Below are 21,090 nucleotides of genomic sequence, written 5' to 3'. Positions count from 1 at the left end.
AGGCCGCGAGGCCCGCACCAAGAACGCGAGATGTCCGGAGAAGTGGGCGGGCTGGCTTCATGCGGGCGCGGAGACTAGTCAGCGCTCCGAGCAGTGGCAACCCGCTCCACGCGTTCGTTTGCGGCGGACGCGCGGCTGAACACGCCAGCGCAGGCGAAGCGACGGCCGCCGGGCCCGGCGGCCGGTGCCGCGGCGCAGCACGGCCGCGCGGCGGAGGCCAGCGAGCGCACACAACAAGGCGGGCGCGCGGCTTCTCCGGGCGGAGGATCCGCGCCGCGCCGGCCTCGGCCGAGGAGGTGCCCCGCGGCGGCCCAGGCGGAGGGCCTGCGCCGGGCCGGCCCCCGGCCCGCCGGGGACCGGCGTGAGGAGCGGCCGCGGGCCGGCGTGAGGAGCGGCCGCGGGCTCTGCTGCAGGAAGGTGGAGGTGCTCTCCCACTCCGCCAGGTGCCCAGGGCGCGCCCTTGCTGCGTCACTTCCGCCGACCGAGGTCGAGCCGGGGAGGGATCACCGTCGGCCGTTCCTTGCACGTTGATCTCGGAGACGCGGCGCGCCTTTGCTACGTTGGTCGCCGGGACATGGCCGATCTCGCAGCCGCCCTTGTCATGGGAATCGCCCTCCTCGGGCTGATCTATTGGTATTTTCGTTCAAACAACGGCGACCGGGCCCGGCCGCGCACGGCGTCCTCGCCGTCGCTGGGCAGCCCCGGAGCGCATGCCCTCGATGAGGGGGAGGCAGATCTCGACGGTTCATCGAGCAAGCTGGGCTCAGCCGGCCCGCACGACGCCGCGCAGGCGCCCGCGGGCGAGGGCGCGCAGGCGAAGCCCGCGGCGGGGCACGGGCGCGCGGAGCGGGTCTCGGGCGCCGAGTGGAAGCGGCCGAACGCGCCGTCGCGCCGCGACGACGACGACGACGCCTTCGACGACGACGACGACCTCACGCTGATCACGCTGGCGCCGCCGGAGGTGCTGCAGGGGGCGATCAAGCGCCCGAGCGCCCCGTCGTACGGCGGCGACGACGACGAGGACGACGGCGACGGCCACGAGCGCGAGGAGCCCTCCGCCGTGCCCATCATCTACGACGACGAGGCCGCCGTCGACGAGCCGACCAGCTCCTCGCCGCTCCTGCTCATCAGCGCCGTCGGGCAGACAGACCCCGGCCAGAAGCGCAAGAAGAACGAGGACTGCTACCTCTGCCTCGACGAGCACTACCTGTTCGCCGTGGCCGACGGCATGGGCGGCCACGCGGGCGGCGACGTCGCGAGCCGCCTCGCCGTCGACACGATCGCGAGGGCGTTCAAGGACCAGACGTTCGTGGACAGCGACGCCGAGAGCCCCTACCCCGACGTCCCCCGTCGCGGCAGCGAGCTCGCGGTCGCGATCCAGCGGGCGAACCAGGCGATCTACGAGCGGGCCCACGCCGAGCGGAGCCTCTCCGGCATGGGGACGACCCTCGTCAGCGCCCGGTTCTCGCCCAACAAGCAGCGCCTCTACATCGGGCACGTGGGCGACAGCCGCTGTTACCGCCTCCGCGACAACGAGCTCACCCAGCTCACCACCGATCACACAATGGGCGCCGCGGGCATCACCGGGCCGATGGCGAACCACCTCAGCCGTGCGATCGGGATCTCCCCCGCCGTCAAGGTCGATCTGATCATCGCGCGCCCCCATCCCGGGGACGTCTACCTCCTCTGCTCCGACGGCCTGTCGAAGATGGCGACGCACGAGGCCATCCGCGACATCCTGCTCGCGCAGCCCGACCCCGAGAAGGCGTCCCAGGCGCTGATCGAGAAGGCGAACGCGAGCGGCGGGCGCGACAACATCACCGTCATCCTCGTCCGCGTCAGCGATCCCAAGGACCTCGCCCGGCTTGCCTCGCGCGCCGGCTGCTGAGCGCCCTCCCCTCCCTAGCAACCACCTTCGCCGCGCCGCGCGGCCGCGGCGCCCGCGCGGCCCCGGCGCCGCGCGTGTTCGACGCGTGCTGGATTACGGACAGCGCGCCTCGATTACCACCGAGACAGCCATGCTCGCCCGAACAGCCGCGACGCAGCGCCGTCCGGCGGCCGCGCGCGGCGGCTCGCGCGCGCCTGCCCGTGGTTTGCTCGTGGTTTTCTGGTGATTAAGAGCGATAGGCCGCGTTCGTTCGGTAATTCGAGCGCGCCGTCAGAATCCGTCGCCGCACGCGCCATTACGATTCACGAAATAAAGTTCTCACGCTCAAAGCGCTCATGTGACCCGAAATTGTGCCTCCAAGGAGGCGTCATGACCTCTTGACGCGCTCTGCGTTGAGCGCTCTCGATAGCCTCCCCAAACGACCTGTGGAGCCATCGACTCGGGATGCGACGAACCCTTTCATTCACTCTCGTGCTCGCCTCTCTCCTGCTCAGCGCCCGCGCGCGCGCGGCGGAGCCGGATCACCGCGCGCTGCGCATGCGTTACAGCGAGGCGTCGGACGCGGCGCGCTGCCCTGGAGACGCGGCGCTGCGGGAGCGGATCCTCCAGCGCCTCGACTACGATCCTTTCCAGCGGGACGCGCGCGAGGAGGTCGCCGTCCACATCGCTCCGCGCGAGGGCGACCTCGTCGCGGAGCTCACGTACTACGACGAGGGCGGCGGCATCGCCGTGCGGCGGGAGTTCACGGCGCCGAACAACAGCGCTGGCTGCAACCGGCTCACCGACCACCTCGCGGCCTCGATCGCCTTCACGCTCACCCCGTTCGCGTGGGACGCCCTCCCGCCCCGCGACGCGGCGCCGTCACGCCCCCGGGTCGCGCCCCCCGCGCCGCCGCCGCCGTCTCGTCCTCCTGCGTCGCCACCTCCTGCCCCGCCGCCCGCGAGGGCGGCGCGCCCGAAGCGCGCGAGCCCGCCCGCAACGACCTGGGCGCCAGCGCAGGTCGGCCTGGGCGCGGCCGGATGGCTCGACGACGTCAGCGGGCTGTTCGGCGGTCCGCAGTGGATCGTGAAGGTCCGATGGCAGAGCGGCTTCTCCGTCTCGCTGGAGAGCCGGACCGCGTTCGTCTCTGAGGGGTCGAAGGGATCGGCGACCAGCAAAGGGTCACCGCAGGGCGCCGGGAGCACCGACAAAGACGACGATGAGTACATGAGCGGGTGGTTCGCCAGCGCGCTCGCCGCGTGCATGCACTCGAGGCGCCTCGTGTTCGGCTGCGGCGTCGTGGAGTTCGGCGTCCGGCAGCTCGCCGGGACCCCCAGCAGCGCCGCGCCCCTCGAGCTGGCGGTCGTGGCGACCGGGCTGCGCGGCGGGTTCGAGCTCGCGCTCCTCCGCGTGTTCTCGCTCTATGCCCAGGCCGACGGCCTCGCGGCGGTCGCCCACCTGCACGACAACACGGGCCGCGAAACCTTGAGGACATCTCGCGTCACCGCGACCGTCGGCGCCGGGTTGCTCACGACGTTCTGAGCGCGGCCGCGCGGCGAGCGTGGATCGTGGCTGGAATTTTCTCGCGCCGGGGCTGCGCGGCGCGCGCCTCCCGGCGCGGCGCGGCGCGCGGCGGCAGCTTCTGCCCAGGCCGCCCGGCGGGGCGCCCGGCATGGCACGGAACGCCTTCTCTCTGGCATGAGGCCGCGAAATTCGCGTAGCCTTGCCTGACGGTGCTCCCGGAGTTCACCGATCCGACCGATCGCTTCATGATAGAAGCCCGCAGCCGAAGCGGCGGCATGGGCGACATTTTCAAGGGCACCGATCAGACCACCGGCGCCCCGGTCGCGATCAAGATCCTGCGCGCCGCCGCGACGCCCCAGGAGCGCGCCCGCTTCGCGCGCGAGATCGCGATCCTCGCCGATCTGCGGCACCCCAACATCGTCCAGTACATCGCCCACGGCACCTGGCTCGACGGGCGCCTCTTCTTCGCGATGGAGTGGCTCGACGGCGAGGATCTCGGGCAGCGCCAGCGGCGCGCGCCGCTCGGCCTGCGCGACTCGGTGGAGGTCGTCCGGCGCAGCGCGGCCGCGATGGCCGCGATCCACGCCCGCGGCGTCGTCCACCGCGACCTCAAGCTGTCCAACATCTTCCTCGTCCGCGGCAAGGGCACCGCGATCAAGCTCATCGACTTCGGCGTCGTGAAGCTCGCGATCCCGGACGACTGCCCCACGGAGCGCGGGACGATCATCGGCACGCCGCACTTCATGGCCCCCGAGCAGGCGCGCGGCGAGCCGGTGGACGCGCGGGCCGACGTCTACTCGCTGGGCTCCGTCCTGTTCCGCCTCGTCACCGGCCGGAACGTGTTCGAGACCGAGCACGCGATCGCCCTGCTCGGCCGCCTCGTGCTCGAGGATCCGCCGCGCGCGCAGCAGTTCCGCTTCGACGTGCCGGAGGCGCTCGACGAGGTGATCACGCGCGCCATCGCCCGCGACCGCGAGAAGCGGTACGAGAACGGTGGCGAGCTGGCGCGGGCGCTCGCCCGGGTCGGGGAGCTCAGCAACGATCCGCCCGAGCCCGAGCGGCCCGGCGCGGCGGCCCGGCGCGCCGCGCCGGACGTCAAGCCGACCCCGACGAGCAGCCCCGCCCCGGCCGACGAGCGGCCGCAGGTGCGCCTCGCGACGAGCGAGCGGCGCGTGGTCGCCTGCGTGCTGTTCGAGCTGACCGGCGCGCCGCTCCGCCCCGAGGTGGACGCGGCGCTCCGCGACCTGCTCGGCGACGACGCGCGGCTCGAGCCGCTGCTCAGCGGGAAGATGGTCGCGGTGCTCGGGGTCGAGCGCTCGCGCGGGGACGAGGCGATGCGCGCGGCGCGGGCGGCGCTCGCCGTCGCCCGGTCGACGCCGGGGGCGCGCGTGTCGGTCGCGGTCGGGCACGCCGTCCGCGGCCGCGCGAACCTCGCCGGCGAGGCGCTCGAGCGCGCGGCGCAGCAGCTGGAGTCCGCCGTGCCCGGCGCGGTCCGGATCGACGCCTACGCGACCGCGGCGCTCGAGGGGCGGTTCGTGGTCGAGGAGGACGCGCGCGGCGGCGTCCTCCTCCACGAGGACGCGACCGGCTTCGACGCGAGGAAGGTCCTCGGCCGCCCGACGCCGACCGTCGGCCGGGAGCACGAGATCGCGCGGCTCCAGGGGATCTTCAGCGACATCGCCGAGGACGGCGTCCCGCGCGCCGCGCTCGTGACCGGGCCCGCCGGCATCGGCAAGAGCCGCGTCCGCGCCGAGCTGATCCAGCGGCTCGACATGGCGCCGCACGCGCCCGTCATCCTGCTCTGCCGCGGCGATCCGATGAGCCGCGGCGCCGGCCTCTCGGGGCTCGGCCGCGCCCTGCGCGCCCTCATGAGCATCCACGACGGCGAGCGCCTCGACGACCAGGTGCAGAAGGTGAACGCCCACGTGGCGATGCGGCTGGCCCGCCCGCTGCGCTTCCTCGCCGGCTTCATCGGGGAGCTCGCCGGCGTGCCGTTCCCGGACGAGGGCAACGAGCCGCTGCGCGCCGCCCGCGAGAGCGAGCAGCTCATGCAGGCGCGCACGCGGATGGCGATCGAGGCGTTCTTCCGCTCGAAGTCGGAGAGCACGCCGCAGATCCTCGTCATCGAGGACATGCACTGGATCGACAGCGCGACGGTCGAGCTCGTCGACTGGCTGCTCGGCTGCGCGGATCTGCGCTTCGGCGTCTTCGGCTTCGCGCGCCCCGAGCTCGCGAGCCGGTTCCCGGCGCTGTGGGAGCAGAGGAGCGTGACGCGCGTCGCGCTGCCGCCGCTCTCCCGCGAGGCCGCCGACCGCCTCGTGGCGACCGCCCTCCCGCAGGCCGACCCGGCCGCGCGCGGCGCCATCGTGCAGCGCGCCGGCGGCTACGCGCTCTTCCTGGAGGAGCTCATCCGGCACGCCGCCGAGGGGCGCGACGACGTGCCGGTCAGCGTGCAGGCGCTCGTGCAGCTCCGCGTGGACCGGATGTCGAGCGGGGTCCGCGAGGCGCTGCGCGCCGCGTCCGTCTTCGGGCAGATCTTCTGGACCGCCGGCGTCGAGGCGCTGCTCGAGCGCGCCGTGGGCGCGGAGCTCGCCGAGCTCGAGGCGGGCGAGATCATCGCGCGGCACGGCGCGTCGAGCATCGCGGGGCAGGCGCAGTGGACGTTCCGCCAGGCGCTCGTGCGCGACGCGGCGTACGCGTCGATCCTCGAGGAGGACCGCGCCGCGCTCCACCTCGCCGCGGGCGCCTGGCTGGAGTCCGCGGGCGACGTCGACCCGGGGCTCATCGCGCGCCACGTCGAGATCGGCGGCGACCGGGCGCGGGCGGCGCTGCTCTACGCGCGCGCGACGCGAAGGGCGCTGGCGAGCGGCGCGGAGCTCGACGCGGCGCTGGAGCTCTCGACCCGCGGGCTCGCCTGCGGCGCGGAGGGGACGACGCGCGCGACGCTCCTCGTCCACAAGGGGCAGATCTGCGAGCTGACGGGGCGCGTCTCGGAGGGGCTGGACGCGGCGGAGGAGGCCGCGCGGCTCGCGCTGCCAGGCTCGGATCTGTGGGGCGAGGCGCAGGTCCTCGCGGTGGCGTGTCTGACCGCGGCGGGCCGGAGCGCCGAGGGGGACGCGCGCGCCGCGTCCGCGCTCTCGCCGCAGTTCGCGGCCGCGCTGTCGCCGGCGATCCGCGCGGCGCTGCTCGCGTCGCGCGTGCGCGCGCTGGCCGATCTGAGCCGGCCCGCCGAGGCGCTCCGCGCCGCGGAGGCCGCGGTCCAGGTCGCGCGCGCGAGCGGGTCGACCGACGCCGTCCTGCTCACGCTCGAGGCCCAGCTGGCCGCGCTGGTCCACGTCGGCGATCTGTCCGCCGCCGCGGCGCTCGGCGCGTCGCTCGTCGAGGGGGCCGAGGCGGCCGGCGCCGCGGTCGTCGCGGCGAAGGCGCGCGCGACCACCGGCTCGGTGCTGAACCACCTCGGCCTGTTCGACGAGGCGCAGGCGGCGCTCGAGCGCGCGCTCCAGGGCGCGCGCAGCCGCAAGCTCCGGCCGCTCGAGGGCGTCGCGCTGCACAACCTCGGCATGTCGTACGCGCGGCTCGGCAACCTCGAGGAGGGCATCGCGCACGAGCGCCAGGCGGGCCGGATCGCCGACGACTGCCAGGCCGCGCGGCTCCGGATCGCCGCCCGGCTCTACGAGGCGATCTTCCTCGTGTGGCGCGGCGCGCCCGGCGATTTCGGCACCGCCCACGCCATCGCGCGCTGGCTCGGCGAGGAGACCGCGCGCCACGCCGTCGCGCTGCAGGCGATGGCGAGCTTCGCGCTCGCGCGCGTGCAGCTGGCGCGCCGGGAGCACCGGGCCGCGCTCGCGGCGGCGCGCGAGGCCTGCCACCACCTAGAACGCGGGCCCGTCGAGGAGTGGGAGGACGCCATCCGCCTCACGCTCGTGGAGGCCCTGCTCGCGGTCGGGGAGGAGGCGGAGGCGGACGCGGCGCTCGACGCCGCGTTCACGGCCCTGTCCGAGCGCCTGCGGACGATCCGCGATCCCCGGCACCGCGAGGCGTACCTGCGCGGGAGCGACGACATCGGGCGGCTCATCGCGCTCGCCCGCGATCGGCTCGGCCGGTCGCTCCCCGCGCCCGCGGACGTGAGGCCGCCTGAGCCCGCCCCGCCGGGGCCCGGCAGGCGGGACGCGCCGCCGCCGCCGCCGCGCGGCAAGGGCGTTCGACCCGAGGCGGCGGGGCGCGGAGAGCGGGCGGAGCCGCACCGCGGCGGCCCGGCGGCGCCGCGCGGCGCCGGACCCGCGCAGGGCAGGGACGCGCACGCGGAAGACGCGGCGGCTCCGGCGCACGAGAAGGGCGCGCCACGTTCTTGACGTTGGGTGGCCAGGTAGCTAAGGCCATGCCCGATGCGAAACCACCTGCTTGAGCGGTCCTCCGCGATCCGCTCCACGTCCCCCGATCCCGCGCGCTCCGCCGATGCAGGCCTCGAGGTCCGTCGTTCGACCCGGCCGACGGCGCGCCGGCGGATCGCGGCCCGCCTCCTCCCGCTGCTCGCGGCGGGGGCCCTGGGCACGGCGGCGCTGCTGTCGTCCGCGCCCGCGGCGGCGCAGTCGAAGATCGCGATCGTCGACGTGCGGCGGGCGATGCTGGAGACCGAGGAAGGGCTCCGCGTCCAGGCGACGCTCAAGAAGCTGTTCGACAGCCGCCAGGTGGAGCTCGACACGAAGCAGCGCGCGCTCGCCGAGGAGCGCGACAAGCTCGACAAGGAGGCGCAGGCGGGCAAGACGCCGAAGGACGCGCTCCAGCGCCGGTACGAGACCTGGCAGCGCCAGGCCGCCGAGCTGCAGTCGACGATGGTCGATTACCAGCGCGAGATGCAGCGCAAGGAGAGCGAGCTGACGACGCCGATCCTCCAGAAGGTGCTCGGCCTGCTCCGCCGCCTCGCCGCGCAGGAGGGGTACGACCTCATCCTCGACAAGGCGGCCGCGCCGTATTACCGCGCCGATCTCGAGCTCACCGACCGCGCGATCCAGATGTACAACGGCGGGCAGGCCGGCGACGCGGCCCCGAAGGGCGCGCCGCCCCCGAAGGGCGCGCCGCCCGCGAAGGGCGCGCCCGCGGCGCCGGCGAGGCCGGCCGCCCCGGCGGCGCCCCCGGCCAAGAAGTAGTCGACTCCCCGTCACCCCGCCCGGGAACCGTCGAGGCGGCCCGGGCGCACGGTCCCCTCCCCTCAGCGCGATTAACTCGGCATCTCCTGCTCCCCGGCCCGCGCGGCCGCGGGGGCTCGCACGCAGCGACGCCGCGCGGACGGCGGCATTGCGCGCTGCCGTGTCCGCCTCGCCGCGGTCGGCGAACCCCCGGCTCGGTGGAGGCCCCCTGCATTGCCATCCCACACTGGGGAGACGTAGAGTACAGCGCGCGAGTTGCTCTTCGGGTTCGCCTCGAGAGATCCGCGCGCCGGGCAGGCTGGTACGGAGGTGGTTCGTTGAGCTCTTTTGTTGTCGGCCGGGGAGCGCGCCTCGCGGTCTGGATCGGGCTCGGCGCCGCAGGCATCCTCGCTGCGCCCGCGGCGTGCCTGTACCCCGACTACACGTTCGATGAGCCGGAGGCGCCAGCGGGCGCCGGCGGCGGGACGGCCGCCAGCAGCAGCAGCAGCAGCTCCGCCGGGGCCGGCCCTGAGGACTGCTCGAACGGGGTCGACGACAACGGCGATGACCTCGTCGACTGCGCCGATCCGGCGTGCGGCGATTTCGTGTGCACGACGGCCGTGCCGGAGGGCTGGAGCGGCTTCTTCGCGCTCTTCGACGGGGAGCCCTCCAAGGACCCGGGTTGCCCCGCCGACTTCGCCGCGGGGGAGCCGTTCGTCGGGAACCGCAACCCCGTCGCGCCGCCGGCGAGCTGCACCTGCTCGTGCGGCCCGGCGGAGGGACAGACCTGCGCGCCGCTGGAGGACATCGTGATCCACGTCAGCGATGCGCCCTGCGGCGAGGAATTTTACTGCTCCTTCCCGCTCGAGACGCCCGGCTGGGCAGCCGGTCAGTGCAAGGGTCCCGACGGCGTCTTTGGCGGCAGGCAGACCTGCGGGTCGCGCAGCGACACGATGTGCTCGGAGACCACCGGCGATCCTTGCGCGGTCTCGGTCCGCGTGGACCCGCTCGCCGCGTCCGGCGGCGAGTGCGCCGCGAACCCCGTGCAGGTCGAGAAGTCGCCCCCCCGCTGGACCGGGCTCGGCCGGGCGTGCGCCGCGGCCGAGCCGCTCGGCCAGGGCTGCAACGGCGGCCAGGTCTGCGCGCCCAGGCCCGTCGCGCCGTTCGAGAGCGGCCTCTGCATCGCGAAGGACGGCGACAACATGTGCCCGCCCGGCGCCTACACGGACAAGCACGTCTTCTTCACCGACGTCGAGGACAACCGCAGCTGCAGCGACGACTGCACGTGCGGAGCGCCCTCGGGCGGGACCTGCCCGACGACCGTCGCCCTCTACTCCGACCGGCAGGTGGACACCTGCATGACGCGGCTGCTCGAGCTGGCCGCGGGCAGCTGCACGGACCTCGCGAACAACCCCTCGATCGTCGGCCGCAGGGCGACGGCGCCCGGCATGCCCACCGGCGCCACGTGCGCGCCGCGGGGCGGCACGGCGAGCGGCGAGGTGCGGGGCATCCACCCGAGGACGTTCTGCTGCCGCGGGTGACGGGCCGGCCCGCGCCGGGGGAGCTCGGCCTCAGAACCTGCCGGTGACGCTGAGGCCCGCGACGTCGGCGCCGGGCGCCTGCAACAGGAGGTCGGCGCGGGGCCCGGACCCGCCGGCGCTCCGCCGGGGCGCGGCGCCCTCGCCGCGGGCGTCCCGCGCGGCCGCTTTCGGCGCGTCCGAGGGGCCGCCGCCGCTCGTCGCGAGCAGGACGATGCCCGTCGCCACGCCGACGACGCCGAGCCCGATCGCGGCCTCGGCGACGCCCGTGTAGAGCCGGCCCCGATCGGCGGTGGGCTTGGCGGAGGGAGGGCAGCGCGTGTCGCCGCCGCAGAGCGTGTCGAGCTCGCGCAGCGTGCCGCCGCGGAGGACGAGGAAGACGCCGCCCACGGCGCCGCTCGCGATCCCGGCCCCGAGCACCACGAACCCCGGCACCTTCGACGGCCGCGCGGCCGGCGCGGGGGCCTCCACGGGCGCGGCGGGCGGCGGCGCGTCCGCGGGCGGCGGCGTGCCCGCGGGCGGCGGCTCGTCGATCGCGACCTCCACGGTCTTCGTGTCCCGCTCCGCGACCGTGACGGTCTCCCGCGCGGCCTCGCGATCGCCGACCCGCGCGGTGATCACGTGCGTCCCGGGGTCGACCGGGATGTCGGCGCTCATCTCCTGGGCGCCGAGCTCGAAGCCGTCGAGCAGGATCGTCGCCGTGAGCGCCCCCTCGCCGCGGCGGATCGCGAGCTTCGGGGTGCGCTGCTCGAGGGACTCGATGCGCGCGCCGACGTTCGCGGTGACGTCCTTCGCCTTCGGGTCGCCCTCGGCCGCGGCCGCGGCGAGGCGGTAGTTGCCGAGCGCCGAGACGAGCTTCCCGAGCCGCTCCTCGCACTCGGCGATGTTGAACAGCACCTGCGGCGTGCGCCGCACCCGCGCGACCGCCTGGAACTTGGCGAGCGCCGCGGCGCAGTTGTTCGCGGCGCTGAGCGCGACCGCCTCCTGGAAGAGCGCCCGCGCCTGGTCGAGCTCCTCCCTCGTCTGGGCGCTCGATCGAGGCGCCGCGGCCAGCGCCGCGAGCAGCGCGGCGGCCCCGGCGACGTGCTTGCTGCTCCTCCGAAGTCCGCCGACGTGCATGGATTTTTCTCCTGTGGGCGCGCCGCCCAGGCCTTGGCCATGCTTCATCGACCGCGGCGGCGCAAGGCGTCAGGTGGGCGGGGCGCGGCGGGGCCGTGCGGGGCCACCCGTCACCCCGCGCGGCGGGCAGGGCGCGGCGGGCAGGGCCGCCCGTCACCCCGCGCGGCGGCACGCGCGGCGGCAGGGCCGCCCGTCACGCCGCGCGGCGGCGGGGCCGCGTCCAGCGGCCGGGCGCGCCCGAGGCGCGCGCCGCGATCGGCCGCCACGCCCGGATCGCCTCCTCCTGCACCACCACGAGGTCGTGCGGATCGAAGCGGACGACGTGCCCGGTGCGGACGATGAGCTCGCGCTGGAGGTGCCGGCGCTCGGCCGGGGTGACCGGCCCCGCGTCGAGCTCGTCGAGCACGACCTCGGGCGTGTAGGGGAGCCCGCGGCGGTAGCGGCCGCCGAGATCCCAGCCCTGGCAGCGCTCCCGCCAGAAGGCCCGCCAGCGCGCGGCGTCCACCGTGGGCTGCTCCACCACCTCCGGCGCCGGCTCCGCGGGCAGGTCGCGCGCGTCGCTGACGAGCTGCGCGAGCTTGAGCTCGCGCGGCTCGCCCACGTCGGGCTCGGGCGGGTCGGCGACGAAGATCTCCTCGTCCTTCACGGCGACCTCCTCCCACAGCCCCGCGCCGGTGATCCGCTCGAGCGCGTAGGCCGCCGCGCGCTGCGCCGCCTCGTCGCCGCCGCGCTCGAGCAGGTCGATGAGCAGCGGCACGGACGAGGCCGCGCCGGCGAAGCCCACCGCGAAGATCAGGCCGCGGCGCGGCGCCTCGAGGGCGCGCGCGGCGAGGTGGCGCGCGTCGCCCTCGTCGCCGGCGACGCCGAGGAGCAGCGCCGCCGCGTCGCCGCCCTCGGGGTCGTCGAGCGCGGCGCGCAGCGCGAGCGAGGCGTGCGGGTGGTCCGAGAGCGCCATGGCCGTCCAGGCGGCCTCGCGGAGCTCGGCGTCGGGCGACGCGAGCGCCCGCTGGATCAGCTCGGGGAGGCGCGCGCTCGGGGCCCAGCCGAGGTGGTGGAGCGCGCGCGCCGCGACCGGGGCCTCGTCCAGGGCCGCCGCGACGAGCTCGTCCTCGGTCGCGAGGCCGCGGTAGGCGAGGACGTCGATCGCCATGGCGCGGATCAGCGGCGCCGGATCGCGGAGCAGGCCGCGGAGCGCGAGCGGCAGGAGGTCGTGCGGGGCGAGCTTCCACGCCGCGCCGACCTGCTCGATGAACGCGCGGTCGCGATCGCTCCGGAGCAGCGCGAGCTCGGCCGCGGCGAGCGCGTCGCGGCCCGCGACGCAGCCGAGCACCATCGCGCTCGCGAAGGCGAGGCTCGGGTCCTTCACGGGCGCGTCCGCCACGAGCCGCGGGACGTGCTCGATCGCCGGCTCGCCGATCGCCGCGATCACGTCGATGGCCGCGAGCATGCGCCGCTCGAGGACCAGCGCGCCGCGGAACGGGTCGCCGAGCAGCGGCGCCCGCTGCATGCCCGAGAGCGCCACGTCCTCGAGGCACTCGCGGGCGCGGCCGCGGAGGAAGGCGAGGTCGTCGATCGCGGCGCCGATCTGCTTCGCGAAGCCCGGCGGCGGCTCGCGCGCGGGGCCCGCCCCGCCGCCGCGCGCCGGGAGCGGCCTCGGATCGCCCTCGCCGGGGAGCGCGCCGGGCGCGGGCGCCTGCTTCTTCAGCGCCGCGACCGCGGCCTTGAGCTCCTCGAACGTCGTCGGGGGCGCGATCGGCGGCGGCGGCTTCGCGCAGAGCTCGGCCGGGGGCGGCTCCGGGACCTTGAGCGCGGGCGAGAGCGAGCGCCGCGGGACGGCGTGCAGCCGCGGCCGGTCGAGGCTCGCGAGCAGCGTCGGCCGCGGCTGCGCGCCGCCCTGCGCCGCCGCCGGCGCGGCGGCGAGCCGCGCCTCGGCGCGCTCGAGGCAGCCGCGCGCGTGCTGGAGCAGCGCGGCCACGGGCGCGAAGCCCGCGTCGAGCGCCGCGGCCTCGCCGATCGGGGCAGCGGCGCTGTCAATTTCCGCCATGGCGGCGCGCGCCGAGGCGAGGCGGTCGGCGCGGCCATCGAAGGCGTCGTAGAGCGCGACGAAGGCTCGCTCGATGGCGCGCGCGGGTCCGGTCAGGTCGATCGTGGGCTCGACGTCGTGCTCGAGCGAGAGCGCCGCGCGGCGGAGCGCGGCGTGGCCGCTCTCCAGCTGCTCTTGCGCGGGCAGGTGGGTGCCGGCGGTGGCGGAGGGGTATCCCTCTGCGGCGCCGGGCGCGACGAAGGGCAGGTACGAGAAGGACACGCGCCATGGATACACCTGCGCCGAGGGGGCCCCAAGCCGCGCGCTGAGGTAGCCTGGCCGGGCGATGAAGGACCCTGCCCGCGACGTGGAGGCGTTCGCGACGCTGGCCGCTCAGCTCGCGGACCCGAGCGCCGACCGCGCGGCGCTGCTCGCCGCGCACGGGCTCGACGAGGACGGCTGGGAGGCGCTCGACGACGCGTGGCAGGCGCGCCTCTCGGAGGCGGACGAAGGGGACGACGAGGAGGCGGGGGTGCCGCCGCTCGTGGTCGCCTTCGCGGAGGCGTTCGCCAGGGCCCAGCGCGCGCGCGCGCGGAGCGAGCTGTCGTTCGAGCGCTTCCTCGAGGCGGCGCGCGCGATGCGGCGGGGCACCGACATGGCCACGGTGCTGAGCAGGCTGGACATGACCCTGGAGGACTACCTGAGCGCGCAGCAGCGCTGGACCGCGGCGATGCTCGAGGACGAGGAGCTGCTCTCGAGGTTCCAGCGGGCGATGAGGTGACGAGGCGGCGCGAGGCCGCCAGGGTCGCCGGTGTATGCTCGGGGAAGCATGGTGGAGCGCGAGGGGACCAGCCGGTCGATCACGCTCGAGGAGCTCGCGGCCATCGCGGGCGCCCTCGACGCGGGCATGCCTCGGGACGAGGTGCTCGCCGGGGCGGGGCTCTCGTCCGAGGCGTGGGAGGCGGCGCAGGAGCGCTGGATGTCGCGGCTCGCGGCGCAGGCGGCGCGGGGGCAGCTGCGATCGAGCCAGCGCTACCTGGAGCTCGTCGCCGAGCAGAAGCGCCGGGCGCAGGCGAAGGTGCAGGCGCTGCGCAGGAAGCTGGAGGGGGCGATGCCGGTGGCGCCCGCGGCGCACGTCTCGCCGCTCCAGGAGGCGGGCCGGGGCAGGGCGACGCCGCCGCCTGCTGCAGAGCCGCGCGGCGAGGCGGCGGCAGAGGCGCGCGGCGAGGCGGCGGCGGGATCGCCGTGGGCGAGGGGGCTGTCCTCGGGGCAGGACGCGGCGAGGACGCCTGCGGTCGAGCGCGCCGCGACGCCGGAGGCGGCGAGCCAGGACCAGGACATCACGGCCTCGTGCGCGGTCAGCCCCTTGGCGGCGCGCAAGGTGCTGCCGTTCACGCAGCCGACGCCTCCACCGGCCGCGGACTCGGTCCTGCCCTTTGCGAGGCCCACGCCTTCGTCTGCCGATTCCGCCCTGCCTTTTGCGAGGCCCACGCCTTCGTCTGCCGATTCCGCCCTGCCTTTTGCGAGGCCCACGCCTTCGCCGCCCGCCGACCCGGCCCTGCCCTTTGCACGCTCGGCCCCGCCGCCGCCCCCCAACCCGGCCCTGCCCTTTGCGCGGCCGACACCTTCGCCGCCCGCCGACCCGGCCCTGCCCTTCGCGCGCTCGGCCCCACCGCCGCCCGCCGACCCGGCCCTGCCCTTTGCGCGGCCGACGCCGCCATCGGCCGCCGACCCGGCCCTGCCCTTCGCGCGCCCCGCCCGTCCGCCCGAAGTGTCGCCGCGCGCCAGGGGCAAGACCATGGCGCTGCCACCCCAGCAGCCGACCGGTAGCTGGGCCCTGCCTTTCCAGCCGTCCGGCGCTGCCGGCGGGCCGCCGGCCGATACGTCGGACTCCCAGCCCGCCGCGCCAGCGCACGTTGACGCGGAGGCCGAGGTCATGGACAGCGTGCAGCGGATCACGCTCGCGCAGTACGTGTACATCTGCGCCAGGGCGCGCGAGGACCCGGATCAAGTCCACATGATCCAGCAGCAGTACGGGCTCAATCCGATGAGCTGGACCACGCTCCACCTCGTGTGGCGCGAGCGCTTCCAGCGCGACCCGGCGCTCAGGGCGCGGTGGAAGGCGCTGCTCGACGAGCACGCGCAGCGCTGAGCCCACGCGCCCCCGCCTCCCCTGCCCCGCGCCCGGCGCCCCGCGACGCGCGTCAGTTCAGCCGCAGGAGCCTCCCCACGATCCGGAACAACCCCCGCGACGCGGCGCTGATGCGGCTCCCGACCACCTCGATGTCGCCGTCCTCGCGGATGCGCACCGCGCCGCGGCCGGAGCGGAGGAGCAGCTCCTGCTCGCCCTCCAGGGTGATCGTCGCCGCCTTGAGGTGGAGCGCCTTCGGCCGCTGCGTCGTGAGCGCCGCGACGACGAGCGGCGGCTCGCCCTCGCAGAGCTCGACGAGCACGGCGTCGCCGCGGGCGTGGGCGTCGGCGATCACCCCGGGGTCGACCTCGGGCGCGATCTCGGCCGCGACCGGCCCCGCCGCGCCCCGGACGAGGATCGTCGCCCGCCGCCCGGCGATCGAGGCGACGCGCGCGGTCCGCACCGCGACGCCGAGCGGCTGCGCCGGCCGCGCCGGGAGCGGCGCCGCCCCCGGCGCGGCCGGCTCGGCGAGCACGTCGTCGAGCGTCACGCGCGGCGGCTCGGACGCCCCCGCCGCCGGGGCCTCGACCTCGGGCTCCTCGAGCGCGAGCGGGGCGCCGGCCTCCCGCGAGCTGCCGTCGAAAGGGGTCGCCATCACACCTCCGAGACCTTCTTCGGCAGCTGGATCTTCGGCGCCAGGAACGCGACCATCGGCGAGGTGATGGTGACGCCGCCGCCGTCGATCACCACCTCGCTGGCGCCGCACTTGAACACGATCGCGCCCTTCGCCTCCACCTTGTGGAACGCGCCGATGAAGGTCGCGGGCCCCACGGCCTGCACCACGTGCGAGCCCTTGAGCTTGTCGACGACCGCGCCGCCCACCATCGCGGTGCGCGAGCCGGTGATCGTCTCGCTCTCGCCCGCGTTGCTTAGCACGATGAGGCCCGTCGCCTTCTCGGTCTTCGACCCGGTGACGCTCTCGGCGTAGCTGCCGAACGCGACCTGCACGGTCGCGGCGCCCACGTCGAGGGTCTTCTTGCCGGTCACGTTGTTGTCGATGTCCTGGACCGCGCCGACGACCTTCATCGCGCCGACGGTCTCGGCGTGCGTGCCGGCGACCTTCGCGGTCGAGTGCCCGGGGCCCTTCTCGCGATCGGTCGCGTCGACGCCGTCCACGTTGCCCTCGGGCCCGGAGGCGTTCGCCATCGACTCGCCCCCGCCGCCGCCCGAGTCCAGGCCGAGCGCGCCGGCGAGCGCCTGCGGCTCGACGAAGACGCGGCCGGCCAGGCTGCTGTGCGCCACGTTCGCGGCGATCGACGCGAGCATGTTGGGGGGACCGGACCCGCCCGGCGCGCCGCCGCCGTCGCCAGCGCCGCCGCCGCGCCCCGGCAGCCCCGCGCGGGACGCGCTACCGCCGCCGCCACCGCCCATCGACGCCGCGAGCTGGCTCGCGCCGGGGATCCCGGACGCGCCCGCGATCATCGCGGGCATGCCGCTCATGTTGCCGGCGGCGACCGCGCGCATCGCGCCCGAGACGCCCTGCACCTGCTGGTTCAGCGCGTTGATCGGCCCCATCACCTGGTTGATCGCGCCGTCGACCTGCCCCTGGATCGCCGAGATCGCGTTGTTGGCCATCACGCTCGCGAACTGCACCGCCGTCTGCGCGGCCAGCGCGAGCATCGCCTCGAGCGGGTTGCCGTCCATTTCAAACTGGTTGCCGCCGACCGTGGTCGTCGCGTTGCCCTTCGCCGTCAGCGCGGAGACCGCGTTCACCTCGACGTTGCGGTTGCCGCCGACCTTGATCGACTGGTCCGCGCCCACCGTGTTCGACGACCCCTTCGTGATCTTCGTCGTCTGGTTGCCGCCGACCTCGAGCGAGGCGTTGTTGCCGACCACCGAGGTCTCGTTGTTGCCGATGGTCTTCTTCGCGTTGTTCGCCGCCGCCGTCTTCATGTCGTACTGGGCGTGCACCATGATCTCCTCGGCGCCCGCCTTGTCCTCGAAGCGGATCTCGTTCGCGCCGCCGCCGCCCGGCGTGCTCGCGGTCCGGATCGCCGTGCGGGTCTTGCCCTCCGGCAGCGCGTAGGGCGGCATGAAGACGCCGTTGTAGAGGCGGCCGGTGACGAGCGGGCGATCGGGGTTCCCCTCGAGGAACTCGACGATCACCTCCCAGCCGACGCGCGGGAGCATCATCGAGCCCGAGGTCTGGAGCTGCGCGACCCGGATCCAGCACGACGCCTTGTCGTCGTTCACGTCGCTCCGGTCCCAGTGGAACTTGACCTTGCACCGGCCATGCTCGTCGGTGTGGATCGCCTCGGGCTGCGCGCCCGCCGGCGCCACCACCCGCGCGGTCTGCGGCCCCTCGATGACCGGGATCGGCGTGACCCGCCGCGGCCGGTACTTCACCGAGGCGGGCACGAGGCGCGCCCGCGTCCGCGAGCGCGGCGCCGAGCCCTGGCCCTCGTCGTCCTCGCCGTTGTGAACGAACGTGTGCGTCACCGCGAAGAGGAAGTACTCGCCGTCGAGCTCGCCGGCGTCCGTGATCGCCATCTTGTGGCCGACCGCGAGGCGCGGGCAGACCGCGTCGATCGCGACCGTGCGCCGCTCGACCTGCTCCTCCTCCAGCCGGATCTGCGCGAGCCGCTCGCCCTCGCTCGGCTCGACGTAGCCGCCCGGGTAGTCGTAGCGCTCGAGCTCCGCGCGCTCGCCGGCCTCCGCCGTCGCCGTGAGGTCGAGCTGCGGCCGCTTGAAATCGTAGTCGCGGAGGACGAACTTGCCGGACCGCACCCGCTCCTGCTCGCGGATCGCGTAGATCGCGTCGCGCTCGTCGGCCGCGCTCAGCCCGGTGCGCCGCCGCAGCGGCAGCGCGGGGTCGCCAGGGATCGGCGCGGCGACCGTGCTGTCGTCGTCGAAGACGAGGAGCTCCCCCTCGTCGTCCACCTCGACGAAGCTGTAGATGCCCTCGTGCTCCAGGAGCCGCGAGAGGAAGGCGAGCGCGCTCTCCTGGTACTGCACGCAGTACTCGCGCTTCGGGCAGCCGCCGCTGAGCCGCCACGCGATCCGATCGACGCCGTGATCCGCGAGGACCTGGGTGACGATCTCCTGCGCGGTCATGTCCTGGAAGATGCGCGAGTCGACGCTGCGCGCGAGCAGCGCGAGGCAGGAGACGACGCGCAGGGCGTAACGCGCGCCCGGCGCCTGCAGGCCCATCTCGGTGGAGCCGATCACGGTCACGGACTCCACGATGCCCGCGACGATGCGCGGCGCCTCGCCGGGCGCGCCGAACGAGAGCCTCGCGCCCTTGCCGATCATCGCGTCGGGCTCCTCGTAGGCGTAGAGGATCACCTCGACGTCGAGCGCGAGGGGCCTGCCGGCCTCGTGGGCGCACTCGAAGCGGAGCACCCGGGCGGCGGGGACGTCCGCGATCGTGAACTGAGCTACGGTCTCGCGTGCCACGTTCGCCTCCTGCTCCTCAGTTGTCGATCACCAGCGCGGCGGCGTCGGAGACGTCGCCGTCGAGCTTCGCGCTCACGCCGAGGATCGCGACGCTCGCGGGCGTCAGCGACAGGATCGACGCGCCCATCACCAGCGTGAGCGCGCCGTCGGCCTGGAAGACGACGTTGTTCGCCTTCACGAGCTGCGCGCCCCCGGCGAGCTCGGTGTAGGCCCCGAGCGAGCTCTCCACGCGATCGCCGTTCGCGACGTTGACGATCGCGCCGCCGACCTTCACGTTCATCGATCCGCCGACCTGGACGCCGCGGCCGGCCTTGACCGCGATCACCTTCGCGCCCGCGGCCGTCTCGCTCCGGTCGCCCTGGACCGTCACCGAGCGGTGGCCGAGCGCGAGCTCGATCAGCGCCGCGCCGACGTTGTGGTTGTAGGCGGCCAGGGTCTGATCGGTCACCGAGCCGACGACGAGGTCGATCTGGTTGCCGGACACGTCGAGCTTGCTGCTCCCCGCGACGTCGCGCTTGTGGTCGCCGCCGACCTTCATGTCGCGATTCCCGCCGATGGAGAGCGCGTGATCGCCGCCGATGTCGTCCACGTGGAAGGTCTCCACCTTCATCGACTGGTTGCCGGACACGGAGATCGTCTGGTTCGAGCCGACGCTGGTCGTCATGCTGTTCGTGACGTTCGTCGACTGGTCGGCGCCGATCTTCTTCTTGTGGTCGTTGCCGATCGACTCGGTCGCGTTGTTCTTCACCTCGGTGCTCATGTCCTTCGAGGCGTTGATGAACATCTCCTCGCCGCCCTTCGTGTCCGACATGCGGAGCTCGTTCGAGCTGCCGCCGCCCGGCGTCGTCGCGGTCTGGAGGGAGCTCTTCGCGGCCTCCTTCGGGAGCGCGTAGGGGGGCGGCGTGAGCGCGTTGTACACGCGGCCCATCACGAACGGCCGGTCCGCGTCCCCCTCCAGGTGGCGCACCGTGACCTCCCAGCCGACGCGCGGCAGCAGCATCGAGCCGCCGGTCGGCACCTGGCTCGTGCGGATCCAGCGGCTCGACGTGTCGTCCTTCTTGCCGGAGCGATCCCAGTGGAACGAGACCTTCACCTGGCCGGCGGCGTCCGTGTGGATCTCCTGCCCCGAGGGGCCGGTGGTCATCGCCGTCTGCGTTCCGGGGATGATCCGCTCGCGCGCGCGCCGGGGCGGCCGGTAGCGCGTGCTCCCGGTGGGCACGCCCCAGAACGTGCAGGAGGTGCGGAGGTCGCGCGCGCCGTCGTCCACGTTGCCCCCCGCGATCTCGAACGACCGCGGCCGGCTGCCGGCGATGCGCGCGCGGATCACGAGGTACTCCTGGTTGAGCGGGTCGTAGGGGTGGCCCTCCACCGAGAAGCGCCGGCCCGGGAGCAGCGCGAGCGAGCCCGTCTCGCCGCGCACGACGTCGCGCTCGGCCTGCGCGGCGTCGAGCAGGACCTTGGCGAGCCGCTCCGCCGCGCTCACGTCGGCCGCGCGCGCGGGGTACTCGTAGACCTCGAGCGCGTGCGGCCCGGGATCGGCCCCCTCCGCCGACGCCTCCAGCTCGAGCGAGGGCTTCTCCGGGTCGTAGTCGCGGACGAACGTCTTGTCGCTCTTCACCGAGACCGCGCGGGAGAGGCGGACGATGCGGTCCGCGAACCCCTCGACGCCGAAGTCCTGGTAGAACGGGAGCGTCGTCGCGCCCTCGATGTCCTCGAGGCCGGTCGGCGAGTCGCTGAAGACGGCCACGTCCTCGTCGTCCTTCGTGTGGATGGCGAAGTAGATCCCCTCCTCGGCGAGGAGGCGGTGGACGAAATCGAGGTCCGTCTCGCGGTACTGGACCGTATAGACCCGCGGCGGGTGCGGCTCGGTCACGCGCCAATCCTGCCGGCGCGCGGTCACGCCCGCGCCCTCGAGGACCTGCTTCACGATATCGACCGCGCTCATCTCCTGGAAAATCCTGCAATCGGCGCGCTGCTCCAGGTTCCATAACGCCGGCGCGACGAGGATCCGCAGGGCGGGCACGTCGTCGCTGTCGGGCAGGAGCTCGGCGAGCACGACCGTCCCCGCGAACGTGCGCGTCTGCGTGTCATCGCTGCGCGACAGCGTGAACACCGCGCGCTTGCCGAGGATCTCCTTCGGCCTGGGCAGCGCCGCCGCGTCGTCGATGACCTCGCACTCGAGGTGGGTGAGCTCGGAGAGCTGCTCGACGAGCTCGAAGCGCAGCACCTGGAACGTCTTGTCCTCCACGCTGACGGAGGAGAGCGCCATGATGTGATGATCGGCCATGGTTCACCTGCCTTCGCCC

General features: G+C 74.8%; 12 protein-coding genes. 7 read left to right on the top strand and 5 right to left on the bottom strand.

Features of this window, described 5'->3' with window-relative positions; translation table 11 throughout:
• The first annotated feature begins 601 nt into the window (after positions 1–601).
• From WMF43_RS17585 to WMF43_RS17565, 5 genes are all read left to right on the top strand, one after another.
• Positions 602–1,888 (top strand): PP2C family protein-serine/threonine phosphatase, encoded by a 1,287-nt coding sequence (locus tag WMF43_RS17585; RefSeq protein ID WP_437681552.1) that lies wholly within the window; start codon positions 602–604, stop codon positions 1,886–1,888.
• 471 nt (positions 1,889–2,359) lie between these two features.
• Entirely contained in the window at positions 2,360–3,409 is a 1,050-nt protein-coding gene (locus WMF43_RS17580) for a hypothetical protein (RefSeq protein ID WP_437681550.1), read from the top strand.
• A 257-nt stretch (positions 3,410–3,666) separates the two neighbouring features.
• Positions 3,667–7,743: a serine/threonine-protein kinase gene (locus WMF43_RS17575; RefSeq protein ID WP_437681548.1), complete on the top strand. Its 4,077-nt coding sequence runs from the start codon at positions 3,667–3,669 to the stop codon at positions 7,741–7,743.
• Positions 7,744–7,776: 33 nt separating this feature from the next.
• Entirely contained in the window at positions 7,777–8,538 is a 762-nt protein-coding gene (locus WMF43_RS17570; protein ID WP_437681546.1) for an OmpH family outer membrane protein, read from the top strand.
• 317 nt (positions 8,539–8,855) lie between these two features.
• On the top strand, positions 8,856–10,058 hold the full coding sequence (locus tag WMF43_RS17565) for a hypothetical protein (RefSeq protein ID WP_437681544.1): 1,203 nt from the start codon (positions 8,856–8,858) through the stop codon (positions 10,056–10,058).
• A 30-nt stretch (positions 10,059–10,088) separates the two neighbouring features.
• Here WMF43_RS17565 and WMF43_RS17560 read toward each other — a convergent pair whose 3' ends face one another.
• Together WMF43_RS17560 and WMF43_RS17555 are read right to left on the bottom strand one after the other, a co-directional pair.
• A complete protein-coding gene (locus tag WMF43_RS17560; protein WP_437681542.1) occupies positions 10,089–11,174 on the bottom strand; it encodes a PEGA domain-containing protein in 1,086 nt (361 codons plus the stop codon).
• Between the two features lie 193 nt (positions 11,175–11,367).
• Entirely contained in the window at positions 11,368–13,479 is a 2,112-nt protein-coding gene (locus WMF43_RS17555) for a hypothetical protein (protein WP_437681540.1), read from the bottom strand.
• Positions 13,480–13,543: 64 nt separating this feature from the next.
• Between WMF43_RS17555 and WMF43_RS17550 the strand changes: the two genes are divergently transcribed.
• Entirely contained in the window at positions 13,544–13,978 is a 435-nt protein-coding gene (locus tag WMF43_RS17550) for a hypothetical protein (RefSeq protein ID WP_437681539.1), read from the top strand.
• A gap of 48 nt (positions 13,979–14,026) precedes the next feature.
• On the top strand, positions 14,027–15,349 hold the full coding sequence (locus tag WMF43_RS17545) for a hypothetical protein (RefSeq protein ID WP_437681537.1): 1,323 nt from the start codon (positions 14,027–14,029) through the stop codon (positions 15,347–15,349).
• A gap of 52 nt (positions 15,350–15,401) precedes the next feature.
• On the opposite strand, the gene WMF43_RS17540 is transcribed toward WMF43_RS17545, so the two are convergent.
• The 3 genes from WMF43_RS17540 to WMF43_RS17530 are packed head-to-tail and all read right to left on the bottom strand — an operon-like array spanning position 15,402 to position 21,071.
• On the bottom strand, positions 15,402–15,983 hold the full coding sequence (locus WMF43_RS17540; protein WP_437681535.1) for a hypothetical protein: 582 nt from the start codon (positions 15,981–15,983) through the stop codon (positions 15,402–15,404).
• Positions 15,983–18,784 (bottom strand): type VI secretion system Vgr family protein, encoded by a 2,802-nt coding sequence (locus tag WMF43_RS17535; RefSeq protein ID WP_437681533.1) that lies wholly within the window; start codon positions 18,782–18,784, stop codon positions 15,983–15,985. Before WMF43_RS17535 ends, WMF43_RS17540 begins: the two co-directional genes overlap by 1 nt.
• Before the next feature lie 16 nt (positions 18,785–18,800).
• Positions 18,801–21,071: a type VI secretion system Vgr family protein gene (locus WMF43_RS17530; protein ID WP_437681532.1), complete on the bottom strand. Its 2,271-nt coding sequence runs from the start codon at positions 21,069–21,071 to the stop codon at positions 18,801–18,803.
• Positions 21,072–21,090 lie beyond the last annotated feature (19 nt).

This window comes from Sorangium sp. So ce131, assembly GCF_051519095.1.
Classification (GTDB): domain Bacteria; phylum Myxococcota_A; class Polyangia; order Polyangiales; family Polyangiaceae; genus Sorangium.
Note: the sequence above shows the minus strand (reverse complement) of the source record. Positions and strands in the feature narration are given on the sequence as shown.

Coding starts and splice junctions, on each gene's coding strand:
- WMF43_RS17575 (WP_437681548.1), top strand. CDS start 3,667: ATGGGCGACATTTTCAAGGGCACCGATCAGACCACCGGCGCCCCGGTC.
- WMF43_RS17530 (WP_437681532.1), bottom strand. CDS start 21,071: ATGGCCGATCATCACATCATGGCGCTCTCCTCCGTCAGCGTGGAGGAC.
- WMF43_RS17560 (WP_437681542.1), bottom strand. CDS start 11,174: ATGCACGTCGGCGGACTTCGGAGGAGCAGCAAGCACGTCGCCGGGGCC.
- WMF43_RS17585 (WP_437681552.1), top strand. CDS start 602: ATGGGAATCGCCCTCCTCGGGCTGATCTATTGGTATTTTCGTTCAAAC.
- WMF43_RS17545 (WP_437681537.1), top strand. CDS start 14,027: ATGGTGGAGCGCGAGGGGACCAGCCGGTCGATCACGCTCGAGGAGCTC.
- WMF43_RS17550 (WP_437681539.1), top strand. CDS start 13,544: ATGAAGGACCCTGCCCGCGACGTGGAGGCGTTCGCGACGCTGGCCGCT.
- WMF43_RS17570 (WP_437681546.1), top strand. CDS start 7,777: ATGCGAAACCACCTGCTTGAGCGGTCCTCCGCGATCCGCTCCACGTCC.
- WMF43_RS17540 (WP_437681535.1), bottom strand. CDS start 15,983: ATGGCGACCCCTTTCGACGGCAGCTCGCGGGAGGCCGGCGCCCCGCTC.